At 63.7% G+C, this 17,870-nt stretch carries 13 protein-coding genes; 4 read left to right on the top strand and 9 right to left on the bottom strand.

Features of this window, described 5'->3' with window-relative positions; translation table 11 throughout:
- A partial coding sequence (locus D4Q51_RS00805; RefSeq protein ID WP_162925078.1) for an OmpA family protein occupies window positions 1-345 on the top strand: 345 nt, incomplete at its 5' end.
- A gap of 107 nt (window positions 346-452) precedes the next feature.
- Here the strand turns inward: D4Q51_RS00805 and dnaE are convergent.
- From dnaE to recG, 8 genes are all read right to left on the bottom strand, one after another.
- Complete coding sequence (gene dnaE, locus D4Q51_RS00800) at window positions 453-3,920, bottom strand: DNA polymerase III subunit alpha (RefSeq protein WP_120075590.1); 3,468 nt, start codon at window positions 3,918-3,920, stop codon at window positions 453-455.
- 39 nt (window positions 3,921-3,959) lie between these two features.
- Window positions 3,960-4,310, bottom strand: a complete 351-nt coding sequence (locus D4Q51_RS00795) for a hypothetical protein (protein ID WP_120075587.1) — start codon at window positions 4,308-4,310, stop codon at window positions 3,960-3,962.
- 121 nt (window positions 4,311-4,431) lie between these two features.
- Window positions 4,432-4,713: a hypothetical protein gene (locus D4Q51_RS00790; protein ID WP_120075585.1), complete on the bottom strand. Its 282-nt coding sequence runs from the start codon at window positions 4,711-4,713 to the stop codon at window positions 4,432-4,434.
- Window positions 4,714-4,763: 50 nt separating this feature from the next.
- Window positions 4,764-5,444 carry an ABC transporter ATP-binding protein gene (locus D4Q51_RS00785; protein ID WP_120075583.1) on the bottom strand — a complete coding sequence of 227 codons (681 nt, stop codon included), beginning with the start codon at window positions 5,442-5,444 and terminating at the stop codon, window positions 4,764-4,766.
- Window positions 5,437-6,678 (bottom strand): lipoprotein-releasing ABC transporter permease subunit, encoded by a 1,242-nt coding sequence (locus D4Q51_RS00780; RefSeq protein WP_120075580.1) that lies wholly within the window; start codon window positions 6,676-6,678, stop codon window positions 5,437-5,439. The genes D4Q51_RS00785 and D4Q51_RS00780 overlap by 8 nt, the downstream gene beginning before the upstream one ends.
- Window positions 6,679-6,915: 237 nt before the next feature.
- On the bottom strand, window positions 6,916-8,682 hold the full coding sequence (locus tag D4Q51_RS00775; protein ID WP_120075578.1) for a DUF885 domain-containing protein: 1,767 nt from the start codon (window positions 8,680-8,682) through the stop codon (window positions 6,916-6,918).
- A 77-nt stretch (window positions 8,683-8,759) separates the two neighbouring features.
- Window positions 8,760-10,343, bottom strand: a complete 1,584-nt coding sequence (locus D4Q51_RS00770) for an amino acid permease (protein WP_120075576.1) — start codon at window positions 10,341-10,343, stop codon at window positions 8,760-8,762.
- 104 nt (window positions 10,344-10,447) lie between these two features.
- On the bottom strand, window positions 10,448-12,517 hold the full coding sequence (gene recG, locus D4Q51_RS00765; protein ID WP_120075573.1) for an ATP-dependent DNA helicase RecG: 2,070 nt from the start codon (window positions 12,515-12,517) through the stop codon (window positions 10,448-10,450).
- A 210-nt stretch (window positions 12,518-12,727) separates the two neighbouring features.
- Here recG and D4Q51_RS00760 point away from each other — a divergent pair, with 210 nt between their 5' ends.
- The 3 genes from D4Q51_RS00760 to mfd are packed head-to-tail and all read left to right on the top strand — an operon-like array spanning window position 12,728 to window position 16,985.
- Window positions 12,728-13,123, top strand: coding sequence for a hypothetical protein (locus D4Q51_RS00760; protein ID WP_120075571.1), 396 nt, complete (start codon window positions 12,728-12,730; stop codon window positions 13,121-13,123).
- A 55-nt stretch (window positions 13,124-13,178) separates the two neighbouring features.
- The gene (locus D4Q51_RS00755; RefSeq protein WP_120075568.1) at window positions 13,179-13,451 is read left to right on the top strand and encodes an FAD assembly factor SdhE; all 273 of its coding nucleotides are present in this window, start codon (window positions 13,179-13,181) and stop codon (window positions 13,449-13,451) included.
- 51 nt (window positions 13,452-13,502) lie between these two features.
- Complete coding sequence (gene mfd, locus D4Q51_RS00750; RefSeq protein WP_120075565.1) at window positions 13,503-16,985, top strand: transcription-repair coupling factor; 3,483 nt, start codon at window positions 13,503-13,505, stop codon at window positions 16,983-16,985.
- Here mfd and D4Q51_RS00745 read toward each other — a convergent pair.
- Window positions 16,982-17,791, bottom strand: a complete 810-nt coding sequence (locus tag D4Q51_RS00745; protein WP_120075563.1) for an EAL domain-containing protein — start codon at window positions 17,789-17,791, stop codon at window positions 16,982-16,984. The two genes, mfd and D4Q51_RS00745, sit on opposite strands and share 4 nt — an antisense overlap.
- Window positions 17,792-17,870: the final 79 nt, after the last annotated feature.

Below are 17,870 nucleotides of genomic sequence, written 5' to 3'. Positions count from 1 at the left end.
CAGGGCCCCTACATCGTGTTCTTCGATTGGGACGAGTCCACCATCACTCCGGAAGCAGCAACCGTGCTCAACTCCGCCATCACCGCCTACGGCGATTGCGGTACCGCAGCCATCATGCTGGCCGGCCACACCGACCGCTCCGGCTCGGTCGAGTACAACATGGGTCTGGCAGAGCGTCGTAACGCCTCGGTCCGCGAATACCTCACCGGTCGCGGCATTCCGGGCGGTCGCATCTCCAGCGAAGCCTTCGGCGAAAGCATGCCCCGCGTGCCCACCGCAGACGGCGTGCGCGAACTGCAGAACCGCCGCGTGGAAATCACTTACGGTCCGGGCTCGGGCATGTAAGTCCACACAGGACCGAACAACGAAAAGGGCCGGGAGCAATCCCGGCCCTTTCTGTTTGCGCTGTCAGCGAAGAGGCCTCCGCCGCGCCCTTGCGGTATCGTGCAAGATCAGGCGACGAGCCGCAGGTGACCAACCCCGCGAATGGGCGTCAGTGCAACATTACTGAGGCCGGGAATGGCGGACAACCTGTCCACCATGTCACCACCGAGCTTGAAGTCGCTTCCCAGAAGCATCTTCGGCTCGTGTTCCTCGCCGAGACGCAGGTGCAACACGACTTCGCCATGACCGGCACGGCCAATCTCCAGCATTTCCGCGAGTGCGGCAATAGCATCGGGCTGGTGCACGTCGGCCGTCAATTGCATCTTGGCCGAGCTCTTCACTTCCGAAAGCGGACGCGCCCCGCGGACTGTGACGCGTGGCGGATCGTCGGGATTGGGTGAATCAAGCTCGACGTTCAGCAGCACGCAAGTTCCGTCCTGCGCCCACTGCACGAAGCTGTCGACCAGCGATTCCTCGAAACAGGCAGCGCTGAACTGGCCCGATGAATCGGAGAAATCAGCGCGGATAAACTCGGCCCCGCGCTTCGTGCGGCCCTTGTTTACACTTTCGACCATGGCGGCCATCACCGCGGGCGCCCGTCCGCCGTCGACCCCGCCTTCCATCAGCGCGGCATAGCTGCGCGCGCCGTTCGCGGAAGCGACCTCACGGAATTCCTGCACCGGATGGGCAGCGAAATAGAACCCGAATACGTCCTTCTCGACATTCATCTGCTCCGACCTTGGCCAGGCCTCTGCCTCCACCAGCCGCAGGTCCGGCTCCGCATCGTCCTCTCCGCCGAAAAGCCCTGCTTGCCCGCTGCTGCGATCGCGATTGGCGGCATCGGTTACTGCAAGCAGCATGTCGGCGTTCGCCAGCACTTTCGCGCGGTTCGGCTCGAACCTGTCGAACGCGCCCGCGCCTGCCAGGCCTTCGAGCTGCTTGCGGTTCATCGAACCTGCGGGCAGGCGCTTGAACACATCCTGCAGGCTTTCGAACGGGCCGTGCGCCTCGCGCTCCGCCACTACCATTTCCATCGCCCGCTCGCCGACGTTTCGAATGCCAGCCAGCGCATAGCGAACGGCATGGCCGGTGTCGGTCTCCTCGACGCAGAATTCTGCTTCGGACCGGGCGATGTCTGGGGGCAGCAGGTCGACGCCGTTACGCCGTGCATCGTCCACGAACACGGCGAGCTTCTCCGACTGGTGCATGTCGAAGCACATGGAAGCAGCGTAGAACTCTTCCGGATAATGCGCCTTTAGCCAGGCCGTCTGGTAGCTGAGCAAGGCGTAAGCGGCAGCGTGTGACTTGTTGAAACCGTAGCCGGCGAACTTGTCGATCAAATCGAACAGGCGATTCGCCTCGTCCTTCTCGATTCCGCTGACTTCCTTGCACCCTTCGCAGAAGCGCAGGCGCTGAGCGTCCATTTCGGCCTGGATCTTCTTGCCCATCGCGCGGCGAAGCAGGTCTGCGTCCCCGAGCGAGTATCCAGCAAGGATCTGCGCGGCCTGCATGACCTGTTCCTGGTAGACGAAAATGCCGTAGGTCTCTTCCAGGATGCCCGCGAGCTTCTCGTGCGGGTAGACAATCTCTTCCTCGCCCGCCTTGCGCTTGCCGAAGCTGGGGATGTTGTCCATCGGGCCGGGCCGGTAGAGCGACACGAGCGCGATGATGTCCTCAAACTTGGTCGGCTTCACCGCCGTCAGCGTGCGGCGCATGCCTTCCGATTCCAGCTGGAACACGCCCACGGTATCACCGCGCTTGAGCAGGTCGAACACGCCGGGATCATCCCACGCCAGCGTATCGAGATCGATGGTAATGTTGCGCCGCTTGAGCAGGTCCACCGCCTTGCGCAGGACCGAAAGCGTCTTCAGGCCAAGAAAGTCGAACTTCACCAGCCCACTATCCTCCACGTGCTTCATGTCGAACTGCGTCACCGGCATGTCCGAGCGCGGATCGCGGTAGAGCGGAACCAGCCGGCTGAGCGGTCGATCCCCGATCACAACACCGGCCGCGTGGGTTGAGGAATTGCGCGGATAGCCTTCCAGCTTCATTGCCAGATCGACCAATCGCTTGACCTGATTGTCGTTGTCGTACTCACGCTTGAAATCGGCGGCACCGTTCAGCGTGCGCGGCAAGGTCCACGGATCTGTCGGGTGGTTGGGCACCATCTTGGTGAGCCGGTCCACCTGGCCATAGGGCATTTGAAGGATGCGGCCCGTGTCGCGCAGCACGGCGCGCGCCTTCATCTTGCCGAAGGTAATGATCTGGGCGACCTTGTCCTTGCCGTACCGCTCCTGCACATAGCGTATAACCTCGCCGCGCCGGGTTTCGCAGAAGTCGATGTCGAAGTCGGGCATGGATACGCGTTCGGGGTTCAGGAAACGCTCGAACAGCAGGCCGAGGCGAATGGGGTCGAGATCGGTAATCGTCAGCGCCCATGCGACCAGCGAACCGGCACCCGAACCACGGCCTGGACCAACCGGAATCCCCTGCGCCTTTGCCCACTTGATGAAGTCCGCAACGATCAGGAAGTAGCCGGGAAAGCCCATGTTCTTGATTATGCCGACTTCGTAGTCGAGCCGGTCGGTATAAGTCTTCAGTTCCTCGTCAGAGAGCTCTCCGTACTGTTCCAAACGCGCGGCGAGTCCACGGCGCGCATCCTCCTCCAGCATCCGTTCCTCGCCTTCGAGATCGCCCGCAAGGCTAGGCAGGATCGGCGTGCGGCGTGGTGGGGCGAATGCACAGCGCTGGGCGATGACCAGCGTGTTCTGAGTCGCTTCGGGCAGGTCGGCGAAAAGCTCTTCCATCGCCGATGCCGACTTGACGTAGGCTTCCGGATTGGAGGTGGGCCTGTCTTCGCTGTCGATCTGGCTCGAGTGCGCGATGCACAACATCGCGTCGTGCGCGCTGTGCATGTGCGGTTCTGCGAAATTGGCGGGGTTGGTGGCGACGAGCGGCAGGCTCTTCGCGTAGGCAAGGTCTATCAGTCCCTCTTCCGCCGCTTCCTCCACCGTGTTGCCGCGCCGGGCCAACTCTATGTAGAAGCGCGTCGGGAACAGGGCGGAAAGCCGATCCGCCAGCTCGTGCGCCTTGCGCTCTTTGCCGTTGGCCAGCAGGCGTGTGATCGCCCCTTCGCTCGCTCCGCTCAGCGCGATTAGGCCATCGGTATGTCCTTCGAACTCCCCTATGCCGACGTGCGGGATGCGTTCCAGCGGTCGATCAAGGTGCGCGGCGGAGACGAGGTGGCACAGGTTGTTCCAGCCATCCTCGTCCTGCGCGAACAGGGGCAGGTGGTCGACCGTCTCACCATCGTCCGCCAGCACGCCCAGCAAAGTACCCACGATTGGCTGGATGCCCTCACCCTTGCAGGCCCCGGCGAACATGCTGGAGCCGTAGAGGCCATTGCGATCGCAGATAGCGATGGCAGGAAAGCCCTTTTCTTTCGCCAGCCTTGCGATTGCCTTGGGATCGATCGCGCCCTCCAGCATGGAGTAACTGGAAAGCACGCGAAGGGGGACGAAAGGCGAAAACGGCATCGGCGCAGTATGCGCATTTGCACCGGATTCGCCAAGCGATCAGGCCGCGCTGTCCCCCGCATCGTCGGCTTTTGCAGCGGCGATTTTCCGGCGGGTGTCGCGGATGGTTGACCATGCGCCGTAAGCGATCAGGGCCGCAAGGAAAATCCACACCCATACAGGGATGTCCTGTCCGAAAACGGCGAGATAAAGATAGGCAGACACGAAGAAGAAGCCGGCCAGCATCGTGGGCGCAACAGTGGAGCGCCCGGCCCTCGCCCGTTTCACCAGCCATGCGATGGAAGCGAAGAAGAACGGGATCGCACCTATGTAGATCGCCCCGAAAATATAGGGATTCACGTTGTACTGCGCGCCCTGCGCAAGGATCCAGGTGTTCAGCGCTTCGAGCAAGGCAGTTCCTCGGTAAACAGTTGTGCGATCTATCCCCGAGGGACCATAGGAAAGTTACCCGGACCTTGGGCGGTAGACGAGACCGAATTTACGACCCGCTCCCCACCGCCCGTCCGGCAAGTCAATCGCCGCGCGGAAAGTTCTCACTGTTGTAGAGATTGACGATCTCCTGATACTCGAACTTCCGGTCGCCGGCTTTCTGGATGTAGTAATTCTTCTGGCTGTCTTCCGGCATCATCATGATGTGGCGGATCATGTCCGCGAAGGTGCCGTCGCGAATGGACTTCGCGCCATCCAGCACGCCGCCGCCGTCTCCGACATGGTGCAGGAAGGCGCGGTCGTCCCACTGGATGCCGGGGCGGTGCGTGTCTTCTGCTCTATAAGTGCTGGGATGGTCGGTCATGGAATATTCCTCCTTTATCCGATCAACGCCCGTGCCGCCCGCGAGTTTCCCTATTCGATGCGCCCGTCATGCAGGCGGACCACCCGGTCCATGCGCGCAGCGAGCCGCTCGTTGTGGGTGGCGACGAGAGCAGAGCTACCCTGCCCGCGCACCAGGTCGAGGAATTCGGACAAGACGCGGTCGGAGGTTTTCTCGTCGAGGTTGCCGGTCGGCTCGTCCGCCAGCACCAGCTTTGGCCGGTTCGCCAGCGCGCGTGCCACGGCAACGCGCTGCTGTTCGCCGCCCGATAGCTGGCTGGGACGGTGATCGAGTCGGTGCTCCAGCCCGAGAGCGGTCAGCAACTCGTCCGCCCTTGCCTCGGCATCCTTGCGTTTCGTGCCGAGTAGCAGCTGGGGAAGCACAACGTTTTCGCGCGCGTTGAAATCGGGGAGCAGGTGGTGGAACTGGTAGACGAAGCCCAGGTGCTCGCGGCGCAAGGTCGTGCGCCCGGCGGCATCAAGATCGCTCGCCTCGGTGCCTGCAAGCTGGATCTGGCCCGAGAACCCGCCCTCCAGCAGGCCGACGGCCTGCAACAGCGTTGACTTGCCCGAACCCGAGGGCCCGAGCAGCGCCACGATCTCTCCCGGCGCGATTTCCAGGTTCGCGCCGCGCAGCACGTCGATACGCACGCCGCCCTGTTCGAAGCTGCGCGTCAGGTTGCGCAGGGCAATGACGGGTGCCGGACTATTCATAACGCAGGACCTCGACTGGATCGGTGTTCGACGCACGGTACGCCGGGTAGAGCGTGGCGAGGAACGAGAGGCCCATGGCTGCCCCTGCGATGACAATCACCTCTATCGGGTCGGTCCGCGCAGGCAGTTCTGTCAGGAAGCGCACGGAGGGGTCCCACAATTCCACACCGAAGACAGTGCTGATCCCTTCCACGATGGGCTGGCGGAACAGCAGCACCAGCAGGCCGAGTGAGACGCCCGACAGGGTGCCGATCACGCCGACGATGGAACCGGTGGTGACGAATATCTTGAGCAGACTTCGTCGCGTCGCACCCATGGTTCGCATGATGGCGATGTCACGCGTCTTCGATCGCACCAGCATCACCAGCGAGGACAGAATGTTGAAGGCCGCCACCAGCACGATGATGCCCAGCGCAAAGGCCATGGCAACCCGCTCCACTTGCAAGGCCTCGAACAGGCTGGCGTTCATGTCCTGCCAGCCCGTCACCACGGCGCGGCCAGAAAGGCTTTCCGCGACGGGCGCGAGTATCTCGGTGACGCGGTCCGCATCCTCGGTCTGCACTTCGATCATGGAAATGGAATCACCGATCATCAGCAGCGTCTGCGCCTCAGGGATGGGCATCACCACGAAGCGCTCGTCGAAGTCATAGAGGCCAACCTCGAACACCGCAGTGACAGTGTAGCCGATCTGGCGCGGCACGGTGCCGAACGGCGTCGGGCGGCCCTGCGGATTGATGATGGTGATCGTGTCGCCCACCCGGATGCCGAGGTTCTGCTGCAAGCGGGAGCCGATGGCGACGTTACGGGCGCCGGGTTGCAGGCTGGACATGTCGCCGACCAGCACGTTCTCGGCCATATCCTCCAGGTCTTCGGGCGTGTTGCCGCGAACGAAGATGCCTTCGGCCCTGCCATTGTAGGTCGCGAGTAGCGGCTGTTCGATCAAGGGCGACGCTTCGACCACGCCGGGCGTGCTGCGCACTTCCTCAAGCACGTCTTCCCAGTTCTCCAGCCTGCCGCCGTAGGCCTGCACTACCGCGTGGCCGTTCAGCCCGGTGATGCGGTCCAGCAGTTCGGCGCGGAAGCCGTTCATCACGCTCATCACGATGACGAGCATGGCGACGGACAGCATGACCACTGTGATGGAAATGCCTGCCACCAGCGCAATCACCGCTTCGCTGCGCCCCGGCAGCATGTAGCGTTTGGCAATGGTCCATTCGAATGGGGAGAGGATCACTTTGCGGACTGACACCTTGTATCGAGAACTGGGTGCCGTTTAGGGGCGCGGCGTAGGGCAGGCAAGATGAACCGGCGGCAACTCCCCGATTACCCGTCTTTCCAACTAACCTGGAACACATGGAACACTGTCCTGGCTCCAAAAAGCCGGGAGGCCCCGCAGCCCTGATTTCTGCGGCGGAGAGGATGGGAAACAGCATGTCCCCACCCTATCCGATCTCCCGCGAAGTAGGAAAGCCTAGGCCGCCAGTTCGGCCGCGATCCATTCGTCCACGTGGGCTTCGAGCACGTCGAGTGGGACAGAACCGTTTTCCAGCACGGTATCGTGGAAGGCGCGCAGGTCGAATGCGTCGCCCAGGGCTTCCTCCGCCCGGGTGCGCAGTTCGCGGATCTTCAGCTCGCCCAGCTTGTAGGCCAGCGCCTGCCCCGGCCAGGTGATGTAGCGGTTGACCTCTGCACTGATGTTGCCGGGCGAGAGCGCGGTGTTCTCCAGCATGAAGTCGACCGCCTCCTGCCGGGTCCACCCAAGCGCATGGATTCCCGTATCGACCACGAGGCGGGATGCGCGCCACATCTCGTAGGACAGGCGGCCCATTTCCTTCGCGGGCGTATCGTAGAGGCCCATCTCGATGCCGAGACGCTCGGAATAGAGACCCCAGCCCTCAACGAAGACGGTGAAGAACGTGCCGTTCGCGCGCAGTGGGTGGATATCGAGTTCCTGCTGCAAGGCGATCTGGTGATGATGCCCCGGCACCGCCTCGTGCACGCCCAGCGCGGGCAGTTCCCACAGCGGGCGCTGGTCCAGCTCGGTCAGGTTCAGGCGGTAGATTCCCGGCTGTCCCGTCGCGATGGACCCGCTTTCGTAATAGGCGGTGGTGTTGCCCGGCGCGCTGGCCGCCGGAATTGGCTGCACCGTGTAAGGCAGACGCGGCAGCGTGCCGAACAGGCGCGGCATCCACCCGTCGATCTCTTTCGCCAGCGCGGCGGTGTATTCGAGATAGCTTTCCTCGTCGGTCGGGTAATACTGCGGATCGGTGCGCAAGTGCTCGATGAAGGCTTCGCGCGTGTCGAAACCCGCTTCTGCGGCAACGGCTTCCATCTCCGTCCTGATGCGCGCCACTTCCGACAGGCCGAGGTCGTGCACTTCCTGCGGTGTCATCTCGGTCGTGGTGAAGCTGCGCACACGGTAGGCGTAGTATTCCTGCCCGCCGGGGGTTTCGCCGATGCCGGGCGAGGCTCCGGCGCGGCAGTTGGGCGCGTAGTCTTCCTCGTAGTATTCCAGGAATGTGCCCAGCCCTTCGAACGCGCCTTCGCTGATTGCCGTTCGCGCCCGCACCTGCAGGTCGGCCCAGTCGCTTTCCGAAATGGCGGAGGGGCGCGTTTCGAACGCCTGCCACCAGACCGAAGCCTCCGGGCTCTCCGCGATCAGTCCAGAGACGGAGGCTTCGTAACCCTCCATCGGCTCGCAAGGTTGGGTCAGGCCGCGTTCGATACCACCTTCATTGCGGGCTATAAATGCCTGGATGTATTCGGGAAATGCCTCAATGCGCGAAAGGTAGCTGTCGTAATCGGCCACCGTGAACAGCGGGGACGAATAGGGCAGACCCGAGATCGCCCCTTGTGGTCCGCCACGGTTTGTAAAAGTGATGTAGCGCGTGTGATCGAACTCGGCCGCTTCCAGCGTATCGCGAAAATCGCGCGCCATCAGCGCGTAATCGATGGCAAGATTATCGGGCAGCGCATCCTCGTCGATGGCTTCGAGCCGGGCGAGGAATGTGCGCGTTTCGCCCAGTCGCTCCTCGAACCCCTCCAGCGAGGGATCGTCAAGTTCGCCGTCGTTGCGCCGATCGCCGATGCTGGTGGTGAGCCACGGCGAATTGTCCAGCGTCCACTGCCACACCTCTTCGCGCAGCTCGGTAAAGTCCTCCTCGGCATCCTGAGCGAAAGCCGCCTGCGGTAAGGCAAGAGAAAGGGCGAGCGCGGTGGTCGCGATGAGGCGGTTCATATGGCTGGGACTCCTGCGAAAACTGGTTTCGCAGGAGACTAGCGACGTCCGCGCGCTTGGCAAGCTATGCCGCCCGCCTAGCCGCCCTGTGCCGGTGGATGGATGGGGATCATGGTTTCCTCCCCTGCTACCTCGTCCACCACTTCCACGCTACCGCGGCCCAGATGGCTGCGCCGGCGGCTGTATCCGAGGTAGATCAGCACACCGATCAGGCCCCAGGCCGGAAGAACGGCAATCGCTTGCCACGGCAGATTGAGATAGAGGTAGAGACAACCCGCAAGCGTCAGGGGCGCGACGATCCATACGCCTTTCATGCGGAATGGCCGGTGCCGGGCCGGGTCCTTGCGACGCAGCACCATCACCGTCACAGCCACCATGAAGAAAGCGTAGAGCGTGCCCGCGTTGGCATAGTCCGCCAGCAGACCGACCGGCAAGAACGCCGCGCCGATGGCCACCACCAGGCCCGTCATCATGGTGACGATGTGCGGCGTCTTCCAGCGCGGGTGCACGGAGCTGAGGCGTTCGGGCAGCAGGCCGTCGCGGCTCATCACGAAGAAGATACGCGTCTGCGCGAAGATCAGCACGAGGATGACCGACGGCAGAGCGAGGAAGGCGGCGATGCCGAGCATGTTGCCGATGCCGGAGAAGCCGATCTGGCGCAGGACGTGGGCCAGAGCCTCGTCCGAACACACCAGCGCGGCGGCATATTGCGGCATGGCGCACTGGCGGGCCAGCTCCTCGCTGCCGGCCGGGAAGGGAATCCCGTCCGGCCCCATGATCGGCTGCCCGCCGATGGTGCCGATGGCCCCTGCGGCCACCAAAATGTAGAACACGGTGCAGAACAAGAGCGAACCGATCAGGCCGAAAGGCACGTTCTTCTGCGGGTCCTTCGTTTCCTCCGCCGCTGTGGAAACGGCATCGAAGCCGACATAGGCGAAGAAGATGGTCGCCGCCGCGCCCACCGCGCCAAGGCCGCTGCCGAAGCTGCCACCGAACCCTGCGGGCAAGAAAGGATTGAACCGCTCGGCATCGAATTCAGGACTGGTGAGCGTGAGGGCGATGAAGGCCGTCAGCGCGGCGACCTTGATCGCCACGAGCACGGCGTTGACCTTGGCGCTTTCGCTGGTGCCGATCATCAGCAGCCAGGTGACGAGCAGCGCGATTACCAGCGCGGGCAGGTTGATGAAACCTCCCGGCGCGCCGCCCAGCGAAAGCGGCCCTGCGGCGAGCCAGGGCGGCAAGGTTATCCCGAAGAATTCCTGCAATATCGTCCCACTGAAATAGCCGGACCACCCGACGGAGACGGCGCTGGCCGCCACGGCATATTCCAGGATCAGCGCCCAGCCGACGGTCCAGGCAAGGAACTCGCCCATGGAGGCATAGCTGTAGGTGTAGGCCGATCCCGCAACCGGGATCATGGCGGCCACCTCGGCATAACACAAAGCGGCGACGATGCAGACGGCCCCGGCGATAATGAAGGCCAGCATCAGGCCCGGTCCCGCCTTTTGCGCCCCGGCGGCAGTCAGGACGAAAATGCCGGTGCCGATGATGCATCCGATGCCGAACAGCATGAGCTGGAGGCCGGAAAGCGAACGATGCAGGGATTTGCGCTGTGCCGTCGCGAGGATGGCATCGAGCGGTTTGACCCGGTCAAAGATCATATAATGGAGGATTCCACCAGGCTTGCAGCAGGCCCTTCCTGCTCGACCAGCCGGAACGCGTTGATTACGCCGATTTTCGCGCCGCGCAATCGGGTATTTTCGCCTTATCCGCCGCGCAGGGTCTGCACCCCCCAGTCGCGCTCCAGCAGGTAGAGCACCGTGCGTGCCGCTTCGCCGCGTTCCGGGTTCGCCAGCCCGCGCTGCTGCTCCACCAGCATCTTGGCATCGGCGTTGGCCATTTCCAGCAACTTTGTCACCTGTTCCAGCGTGGCGATGGAGAAGCCTTCTTCCCCGCTCTGCCGCGTGCCCAGCAATTCGCCGCCGCCGCGCAGCTTCAGGTCTTCCTCCGCCAGCAGGAAGCCATCCTGGCTGCTCTTCATCAGTTCGAGGCGCTTCTTGCCCGTTTCACTGAGTTCGTTGGAGCGCAGCAGCAGGCATGTCGATTTCTCGCTGCCCCGCCCCACGCGTCCGCGCAACTGGTGGAGCTGTGCAAGCCCGAAACGTTCGGCCTGCTCGATCACCATCAGCGTCGCATCGGGCACGTCGACGCCCACCTCGATCACCGTGGTGGCGACCAGTATTTTGGCTTCGCCCGCGGCAAAGCGCGCCATGCTCGCGTCCTTCTGCTCGGGAGCGAGCTGGCCGTGGACCAGTACCACATCGTCCCCGAACCGCTCCTTCAAACCTGCAAAGCGCGCTTCGGCGGCGGCAATATCGTCGTCCATCGTCTCGCTGTCGCGCACCATGGGGCAGACCCAGTAGGCCTGCTGGCCGCTCTCTACGTGGCGACCGACGGCGGCAACTATATCCTCCAGCCTGTCTATCGGCAGCACGCGGGTGTCGATCGCCTGCCGACCCGGCGGCAATTCGTCGAGGCGGCTGACTTCCATCTCGCCGTGATTCGCCAAGACGAGCGTGCGGGGGATCGGCGTCGCCGTCATCGCCAGCGTATGCGGCGTGACGCGGCCTTTCTGCGCCAGCATAAGACGCTGCGACACGCCGAAACGGTGCTGCTCGTCGATCACCACGAGGCCAAGGTTCCTGTAGGCCACGCTCTGCTGGAAGATCGCATGGGTGCCCACGACGATGTCGATGGAGCCATCGAGCAGGCCCATCAGGATGGATTCGCGCGCCCTGCCCTTGTCGCGGCCCGTCAGCAGGGCGATTTCGACGCCCGTTGGCCGCGCCATTTCGCGCAGCGTTTCGAAATGCTGGCGGGCGAGCAATTCGGTGGGCGCCAGCATAGCCGCCTGCGCGCCCGCCTCCACCGCCACCAGCATGGATTCGAGCGCCACCACTGTCTTGCCCGCGCCAACGTCGCCCTGAAGCAGGCGCAGCATGGGAGAGCTTTGTGCCATGTCGCCCGCGATCTCGTCGATGCTGCGACGCTGCGCTCCGGTAAGTGGGAAGGGCAGTTGCAACTTGTCGCGAAGATGCCCGTCCCCCTGGAGTGGCTGCCCTCGCCGCTTGCGGTTGCTTTCGCGCACCAGCATCAACGCCAGCGCATTGGCAAAAAGCTCGTCGTAGGCGAGCCTGTCGCGCGCCTTGCCGTTCTCTCCCTTGTGCGCCTGTGCAATAGCCTCGCGCCACGAAGGCCAGCCTTCGCGCTTGAACGTGCCGGGGGCGATCCATTCGGGCAGGTCCGGCGCACGGGCCAGCGATTGTTCGACAAGGCTGGCCACGCGCGGCTGGGTCAGGCCTTCGGACAGGCGGTAGATCGGCTCCACCATCTGCCCCATCGCCTGCTCGGACTTCTCCGCCACGTGATCGGGATGCACGATCTGCAGCATCTGATCGTACTGGTCGAGGCGGCCCGCCACCCAGCGTTTCTCGCCCACCGGCAACTGCTTTTTCGCGGTATAGCTGGCGCGCCCGAAATAGGTGAGCGCGCAGACGTTCCCCTTCGCGTCGGTCGCCATCACCCGGTACGGCCCGCGCGGAGACCGGCTGGCGCGATGCTCGACAACGTTCAGCGCGACGACCACCTGCTCCCCGACGTTCGCATCGTCGAGATCGGTGACAGCGCGGCGCACCACGAAACGCTCCGGCAGGTGATACAGCACGTCTCGCACGCGGGTGAGGCCCAGCTTCTCCAGCGGCTTTTTCAGCTTCGGGCCGATGCCTTCGAGGCCGTCCGTCTCGGCGAACAGGGGGATGAGGATTTCCGGGCGCATGGCCTGTTCGCTCTAGCGCCTAGCCTTCCCCATGCGAAGCTCCGCCTGCGCCATTTATCCACCAGTGGCATTTCATTCTTAGGCGATCACGAACATTCGTGTTAATACTTTGGCGGGGTCGCATCATGCGAAGTACTTTTCCAATCCGGAAAAGTAACAGGGGGACTTACCATGCTGAAAAAGATTACCTTTATTGCTTGTGCTGCCACAATGTCACTGGCTGCACTGCCCGCAGCGGCCCAAGAAGAAGAAGAAGAGCCACGCACCACCTACGCGGTAACCATGCTGAAATTTGCCGACGGGGCAGACGAGGAACGATGGCTCGAAGTAATGACCAATTACATCAACCCCGCGCGCGAAGCTTCCGGTGCTTCGCCCGAAACGATCCACTGGATCATGATGAACCCCGATTACGATATCATCACCGTGGCCGACATGCCGGGCGGCATGGCGTCATTCGACAGCCACGCCCCGGCAGGCCGTGTGGCCTTCATGGAAGCGCTGACCGAAATGGTCGGAGGCGAGGAGCAGATGGAAGCACTCGGCGACGAGATGGATGCGATGGTCGAGAGCTCGACCACGCTTTACACCCACACGCACCCTTGATCGGCGCGCCATAGCGACTAGACGGGGCCTCTCGCCTGAGGGGCCCCGTTTTCACATGACCGCACAAGCCGACCTTCCCACCCGTCTCAATCGCGCCCGCTTCCGCGCCTGGCATCGCGGCACGCGCGAAGCCGATTATATGTTCGGCGGCTACTTCGATCGCTACCATGCAGAGTGGGGCGAGGCCGGCCTTGCCTGGTTCGAGGCGCTGCTGGACCGCGACGATGTGGACGTCATGGCTTGGGCGCTGGGCACGCAGCCTGTGCCGGAGGAATTCGCCGGGCCGCAAATGGATGCCATGCGCAAGCTGGACTATGTGAAGATCTAAGGGCAAGGCGCGGCGGAACCACTCAGCCGCTTCGAACCTTTCCTAGACTTCATGCCCGATCTTTCCCGTATCCTGTCAGCCAAGTCTCCGCTGACGCTTTCCAGCGTGGTGCGCGGGGCGCAGCCCATGGTGCTGGCCGATCTTGCCCGCGCGGCGAAGAAGCGCGCCGTCTTCATCGCGCCAGACGATGCCGCGATGCGCGCCGTGACAGACGCGGCGCATTTCTTCGCGCCCGAACTGGACGTGATCGAATTCCCCGCGTGGGACTGCCTGCCGTATGACCGCGCCAGCCCCGCGCTTTCGGTAAGCGCCCGCAGGCTTGCCGCGCTCCATTCACTGCAATCGGGCAGCAAGTCGAACCAGCTCGTCGTCACCACCATCAACGCGCTGCTGCAACGCGTACTCACACCCTTCCGCATTCGCGAGGCGGTGCGCGAGTTCAAGGTGGGCACCGAAATCGGCCATGAAAGCCTGGCCGCGCTGCTGCGCCGACAGGGCTACACCCGCGTCGATACCGTGGTGGATACAGGCGAATTCGCCATGCGCGGCTCCATCGTCGATATCTATCCCAGCGGCCTCGAAGCAGGCCTTCGCCTCGATTTCTTCGGAGACGAGCTGGAGAGCCTGCGCCTGTTCGATCCCGGCACCCAGCGCACCACCGAACGCATCGACAGCCACCTGCTGCTGCCCGCAAGCGAGGCCTTGCTGGACGAGGACAGCATCAAGCGTTTCCGCAGCCGCTACCGCGAGATGTTCGGCGCGCACGCCACGCAGGATCCGCTCTACGAAGCGGTGAGCGACGGGCGGCGCATGGCGGGCATGGAGCACTGGTTGCCGCTGTTCGAGGATCGCCTTTCCACGCTGTTCGATCACCTCGGCAAGGACGATGTGCTGGTCATCGATGCAGGCGCCCTGCCAGCGGCCGAGGAACGGCTGAAGGACATTACCGACTATCACCGCCAGCGCGGCGATATTTCTGGGCAGGCCAAGGGCAGCTACCGGCCGCTCGATCCGCAATCGCTCTACCTGACGCAGGACGAGTTCGGCGGTGCGATGGCCGAATGGCCAATCCACCGCACCTCGATCTTCGCCGAGCCTCAGAGCGACAAGGTGGTCGACTTCGGGTTCCGCTCCGCCCGCGATTTCACGCCTGAACGATCCGCAGGCCAGAACGTGTACGAAGCCGCCGCGGCGCATTTCAAGGAGCTCGGCAAGGCCGGGAAGCGCCCGCTGCTGGCAACCTATTCCACCGGATCGCGCAGCCGCATCACCTCGATCATCGAGGAAGCCGGAACGCCCGTGGGCCTCGCAGAGACATGGCAGGAAGCGCTGGGCGCAGCGGCGAAAGGGCGCCCGACGGCGATGGTCCTGCCGCTCGACACAGGCTTTGCGAACGACGAGATAGAGGTCGTCACCGAGCAGGACCTGCTGGGCGACCGCCTCGTGCGCCGTCGCAAGAAGAGGAAGGACGCCGACGCCTTCCTTGCCGAATTGCAGGCACTGTCGCGCGGCGACCTGGTGGTCCACATCGACCACGGCATCGGCAAGTACCTTGGCCTTGAACCCATCGCCGTGGGCAAGAGCCAGCACGACTGCGTGATGCTGGAATACGCAGGCGGCGACAAGCTCTACATTCCCGTCGAGAACCTCGACGTGCTGTCGCGCTACGGTTCTTCCGAGGAAGGCGCGCCGCTCGACCGTCTCGGCGGCGAGGCATGGCAGAAACGCCGCGCCCGCCTGAAGGAGCGCATCCGCGCCATTGCGGGTGAACTCATGGAAGTCGCCGCCCGCCGCGCCCTGCGCAAGGCCCCGGTGCTGGAGGCCGAAGAAGCCAGCTACAACCAGTTCCTCGACCGCTTCCAGTACGAGGAAACCGAGGACCAGGAACAGGCGATTGCCGACGTGCTGCGCGACCTCGAAAGCGGCAAGCCGATGGATCGCCTCGTCTGCGGCGACGTGGGCTTCGGCAAGACCGAAGTCGCGCTGCGTGCGGCCTTCGTCGCGGCGATGAACGGGCAGCAGGTGGCAATGGTGGCGCCCACCACCTTGCTCGCCCGCCAGCACTTCCAGAACTTCTCGGATCGGTTCTCCGGCTTCCCGCTGAAGATCGGCCGCCTTTCGCGCCTCGTCTCCGCCAAGGAGATGAAGGACACGCGTGACGCACTGCAATCGGGCGACATGGATATCGTGATCGGCACCCACGCGATCCTTTCCAAGAACACGAAGTTCAAGAACCTGGGTCTCGTGATCGTTGACGAGGAACAGCGCTTCGGCGTCACACATAAGGAGAAGCTGAAGCAGCTTCGCGCCGACGTGCACGTGCTCACTCTCACCGCCACGCCAATCCCGCGCACCTTGCAAATGGCGATGACGGGCCTGCGCGAGCTTTCCACCATCAAGACGCCGCCCGTCGATCGCCTCGCCGTTCGCACCTACGTGATGGAGTGGGACGACATGGTGATCCGCGAGGCCTTGCTGCGCGAACACCATCGCGGCGGACAGAGTTTCATCGTGGTGCCGCGCATCTCCGACATGGCGGGCCTGGAAGACTGGATGCGCGAAACGGTGCCCGAGGTGAAATTCGTGGCGGCGCACGGGCAGATGAGCGCGGGCGAGATCGAGGAGCGGATGAGCGCCTTCTACGAGGGCAAGTACGAAGTGCTGCTCTCCACCACCATCGTCGAAAGCGGGCTGGACCTGCCGAGCGCCAACACCATCATCATCCACCGCGCGGACCGGTTCGGCCTTGCCCAGCTATACCAGCTGCGCGGTCGCGTGGGCCGTTCCAAGATCCGCGCCTACGCCTACCTGACCACGCCGGCAGATACCGCACTCAGCGAAGTGGCGCAGAAGCGCCTGAAAGTGCTGGGCGATCTCGATTCACTGGGCGCAGGTTTCCAGCTCGCCAGCCACGACCTCGACATTCGCGGCGCGGGCAACTTGCTGGGCGACGAGCAATCGGGGCACATTCGGGAAGTCGGCTTCGAACTTTACCAGTCGATGCTGGAAGACGCGATCATGGCCGCCAAGGCGGGCGACGTGGGCTTGGAGGCGGACCGCACGGGCCTTTCCCCGCAGATCACCGTCGATGCGCCCATCATGATTCCCGAGGACTACGTGCCCGATCTCGCTGTACGCATGGCGCTCTATCGCCGCCTGAACCAGGCCGAAGGACAAGGCGAGGTCGAAGCACTGGCGGCGGAAATGATCGACCGCTTCGGCGAACTGCCGCAGCCGACCAAGAACCTCATCCGCCTGATCGAAATCAAGGCCCAGGCCATTCAGGCCTGCATCGCCAAGATCGAGGTGGGCGCGCGCGGTACGCTGGTGACGTTCCACGAGAACAACTTCCCCGATCCCGTGGGCCTCGTTGCCTATGTCGACAGGCTGAAAGGCACGGCCAAACTGCGCCCGGACATGAAGTTGCAGATCAACCGCGCCTGGGGCGATCCGCAAAGCCGCCTCAACGGCCTGTTCCAGCTGACCAAGGGCCTGAGCGGCATCGTGCGCAAGGCCGAGAAGAAGACAGCCTAGCTTTCCGCCAGCGCCACCAGCCTGCGCGCTGACATGGGCTTGCCGCCCAGATACCCCTGCCAGACGGCGCATCCCTCAGCCGTCACGACGTCGCGCTGCGCTCTGGTTTCCACCCCCTCGGCGATCACGGCGATATCCAGTGCACTTGCCATGGCCACGATCCCGCGCAGCACGGCAAGGTCGCGGGCATCGCTGGCCACTCCGTCGATCATCGAACGATCCAGCTTCAATGCGTCGAGCGGCAGCACCTTCAGGTATCGGAAATTGCAGAAGCCCGCCCCGAAATCGTCTAGCGCGATCCGTATTCCGTGATCCGCCAGTGCGCGCAGGCGTTCGGCCGAGCGATCGAGATCGGCAACCAGCGCCTGCTCGGTGATTTCCAAGGTCAGGCGCTCTGCCGGAAAGCCGGTTTCCGCTAACATCGCCATCAGGTCTTCCCCGAAAGTCCGGTCGAACAGGTCCATCGCGGTGACGTTCAGCGACAGCCGCAGTGTCTCCGGCCACCCCGTTGCCGTTTCCAGCGCCGCGCGAGCGATGTGCCGCGCCAGGCGCCGGGTGATGCCGCCCGACTGGGCAATCGCCACCAGCGAATCGCCCGCCAGCAAGCCATGCTGGGGATGATCCCACCGCGCCAGCGCCTCTGCCCCTGCCAGTGCATTGTCGCTGCTGGCGAACTGGGGCTGGAACAGGATGTGGAGTGCATCATCGTTCAGCGCCTCGGCCAGGTCTTCGCTGACGGGGTGCGGTTCGCTGCGGCGACGGTCTATCCTGCGCCTGCGTTCATGTATCTGGGCGGGTATCGGCATGGCGATGCTCTAGGACCAACGGTGGTCACATGTCTTGCAGGCAGACACTCTCGTTGCAAATCGGGACGCTGCTTCATAG

Source organism: Aurantiacibacter odishensis, assembly GCF_003605195.1.
Lineage (GTDB): Bacteria > Pseudomonadota > Alphaproteobacteria > Sphingomonadales > Sphingomonadaceae > Alteraurantiacibacter > Alteraurantiacibacter odishensis.
Note: the sequence above shows the minus strand (reverse complement) of the source record. Positions and strands in the feature narration are given on the sequence as shown.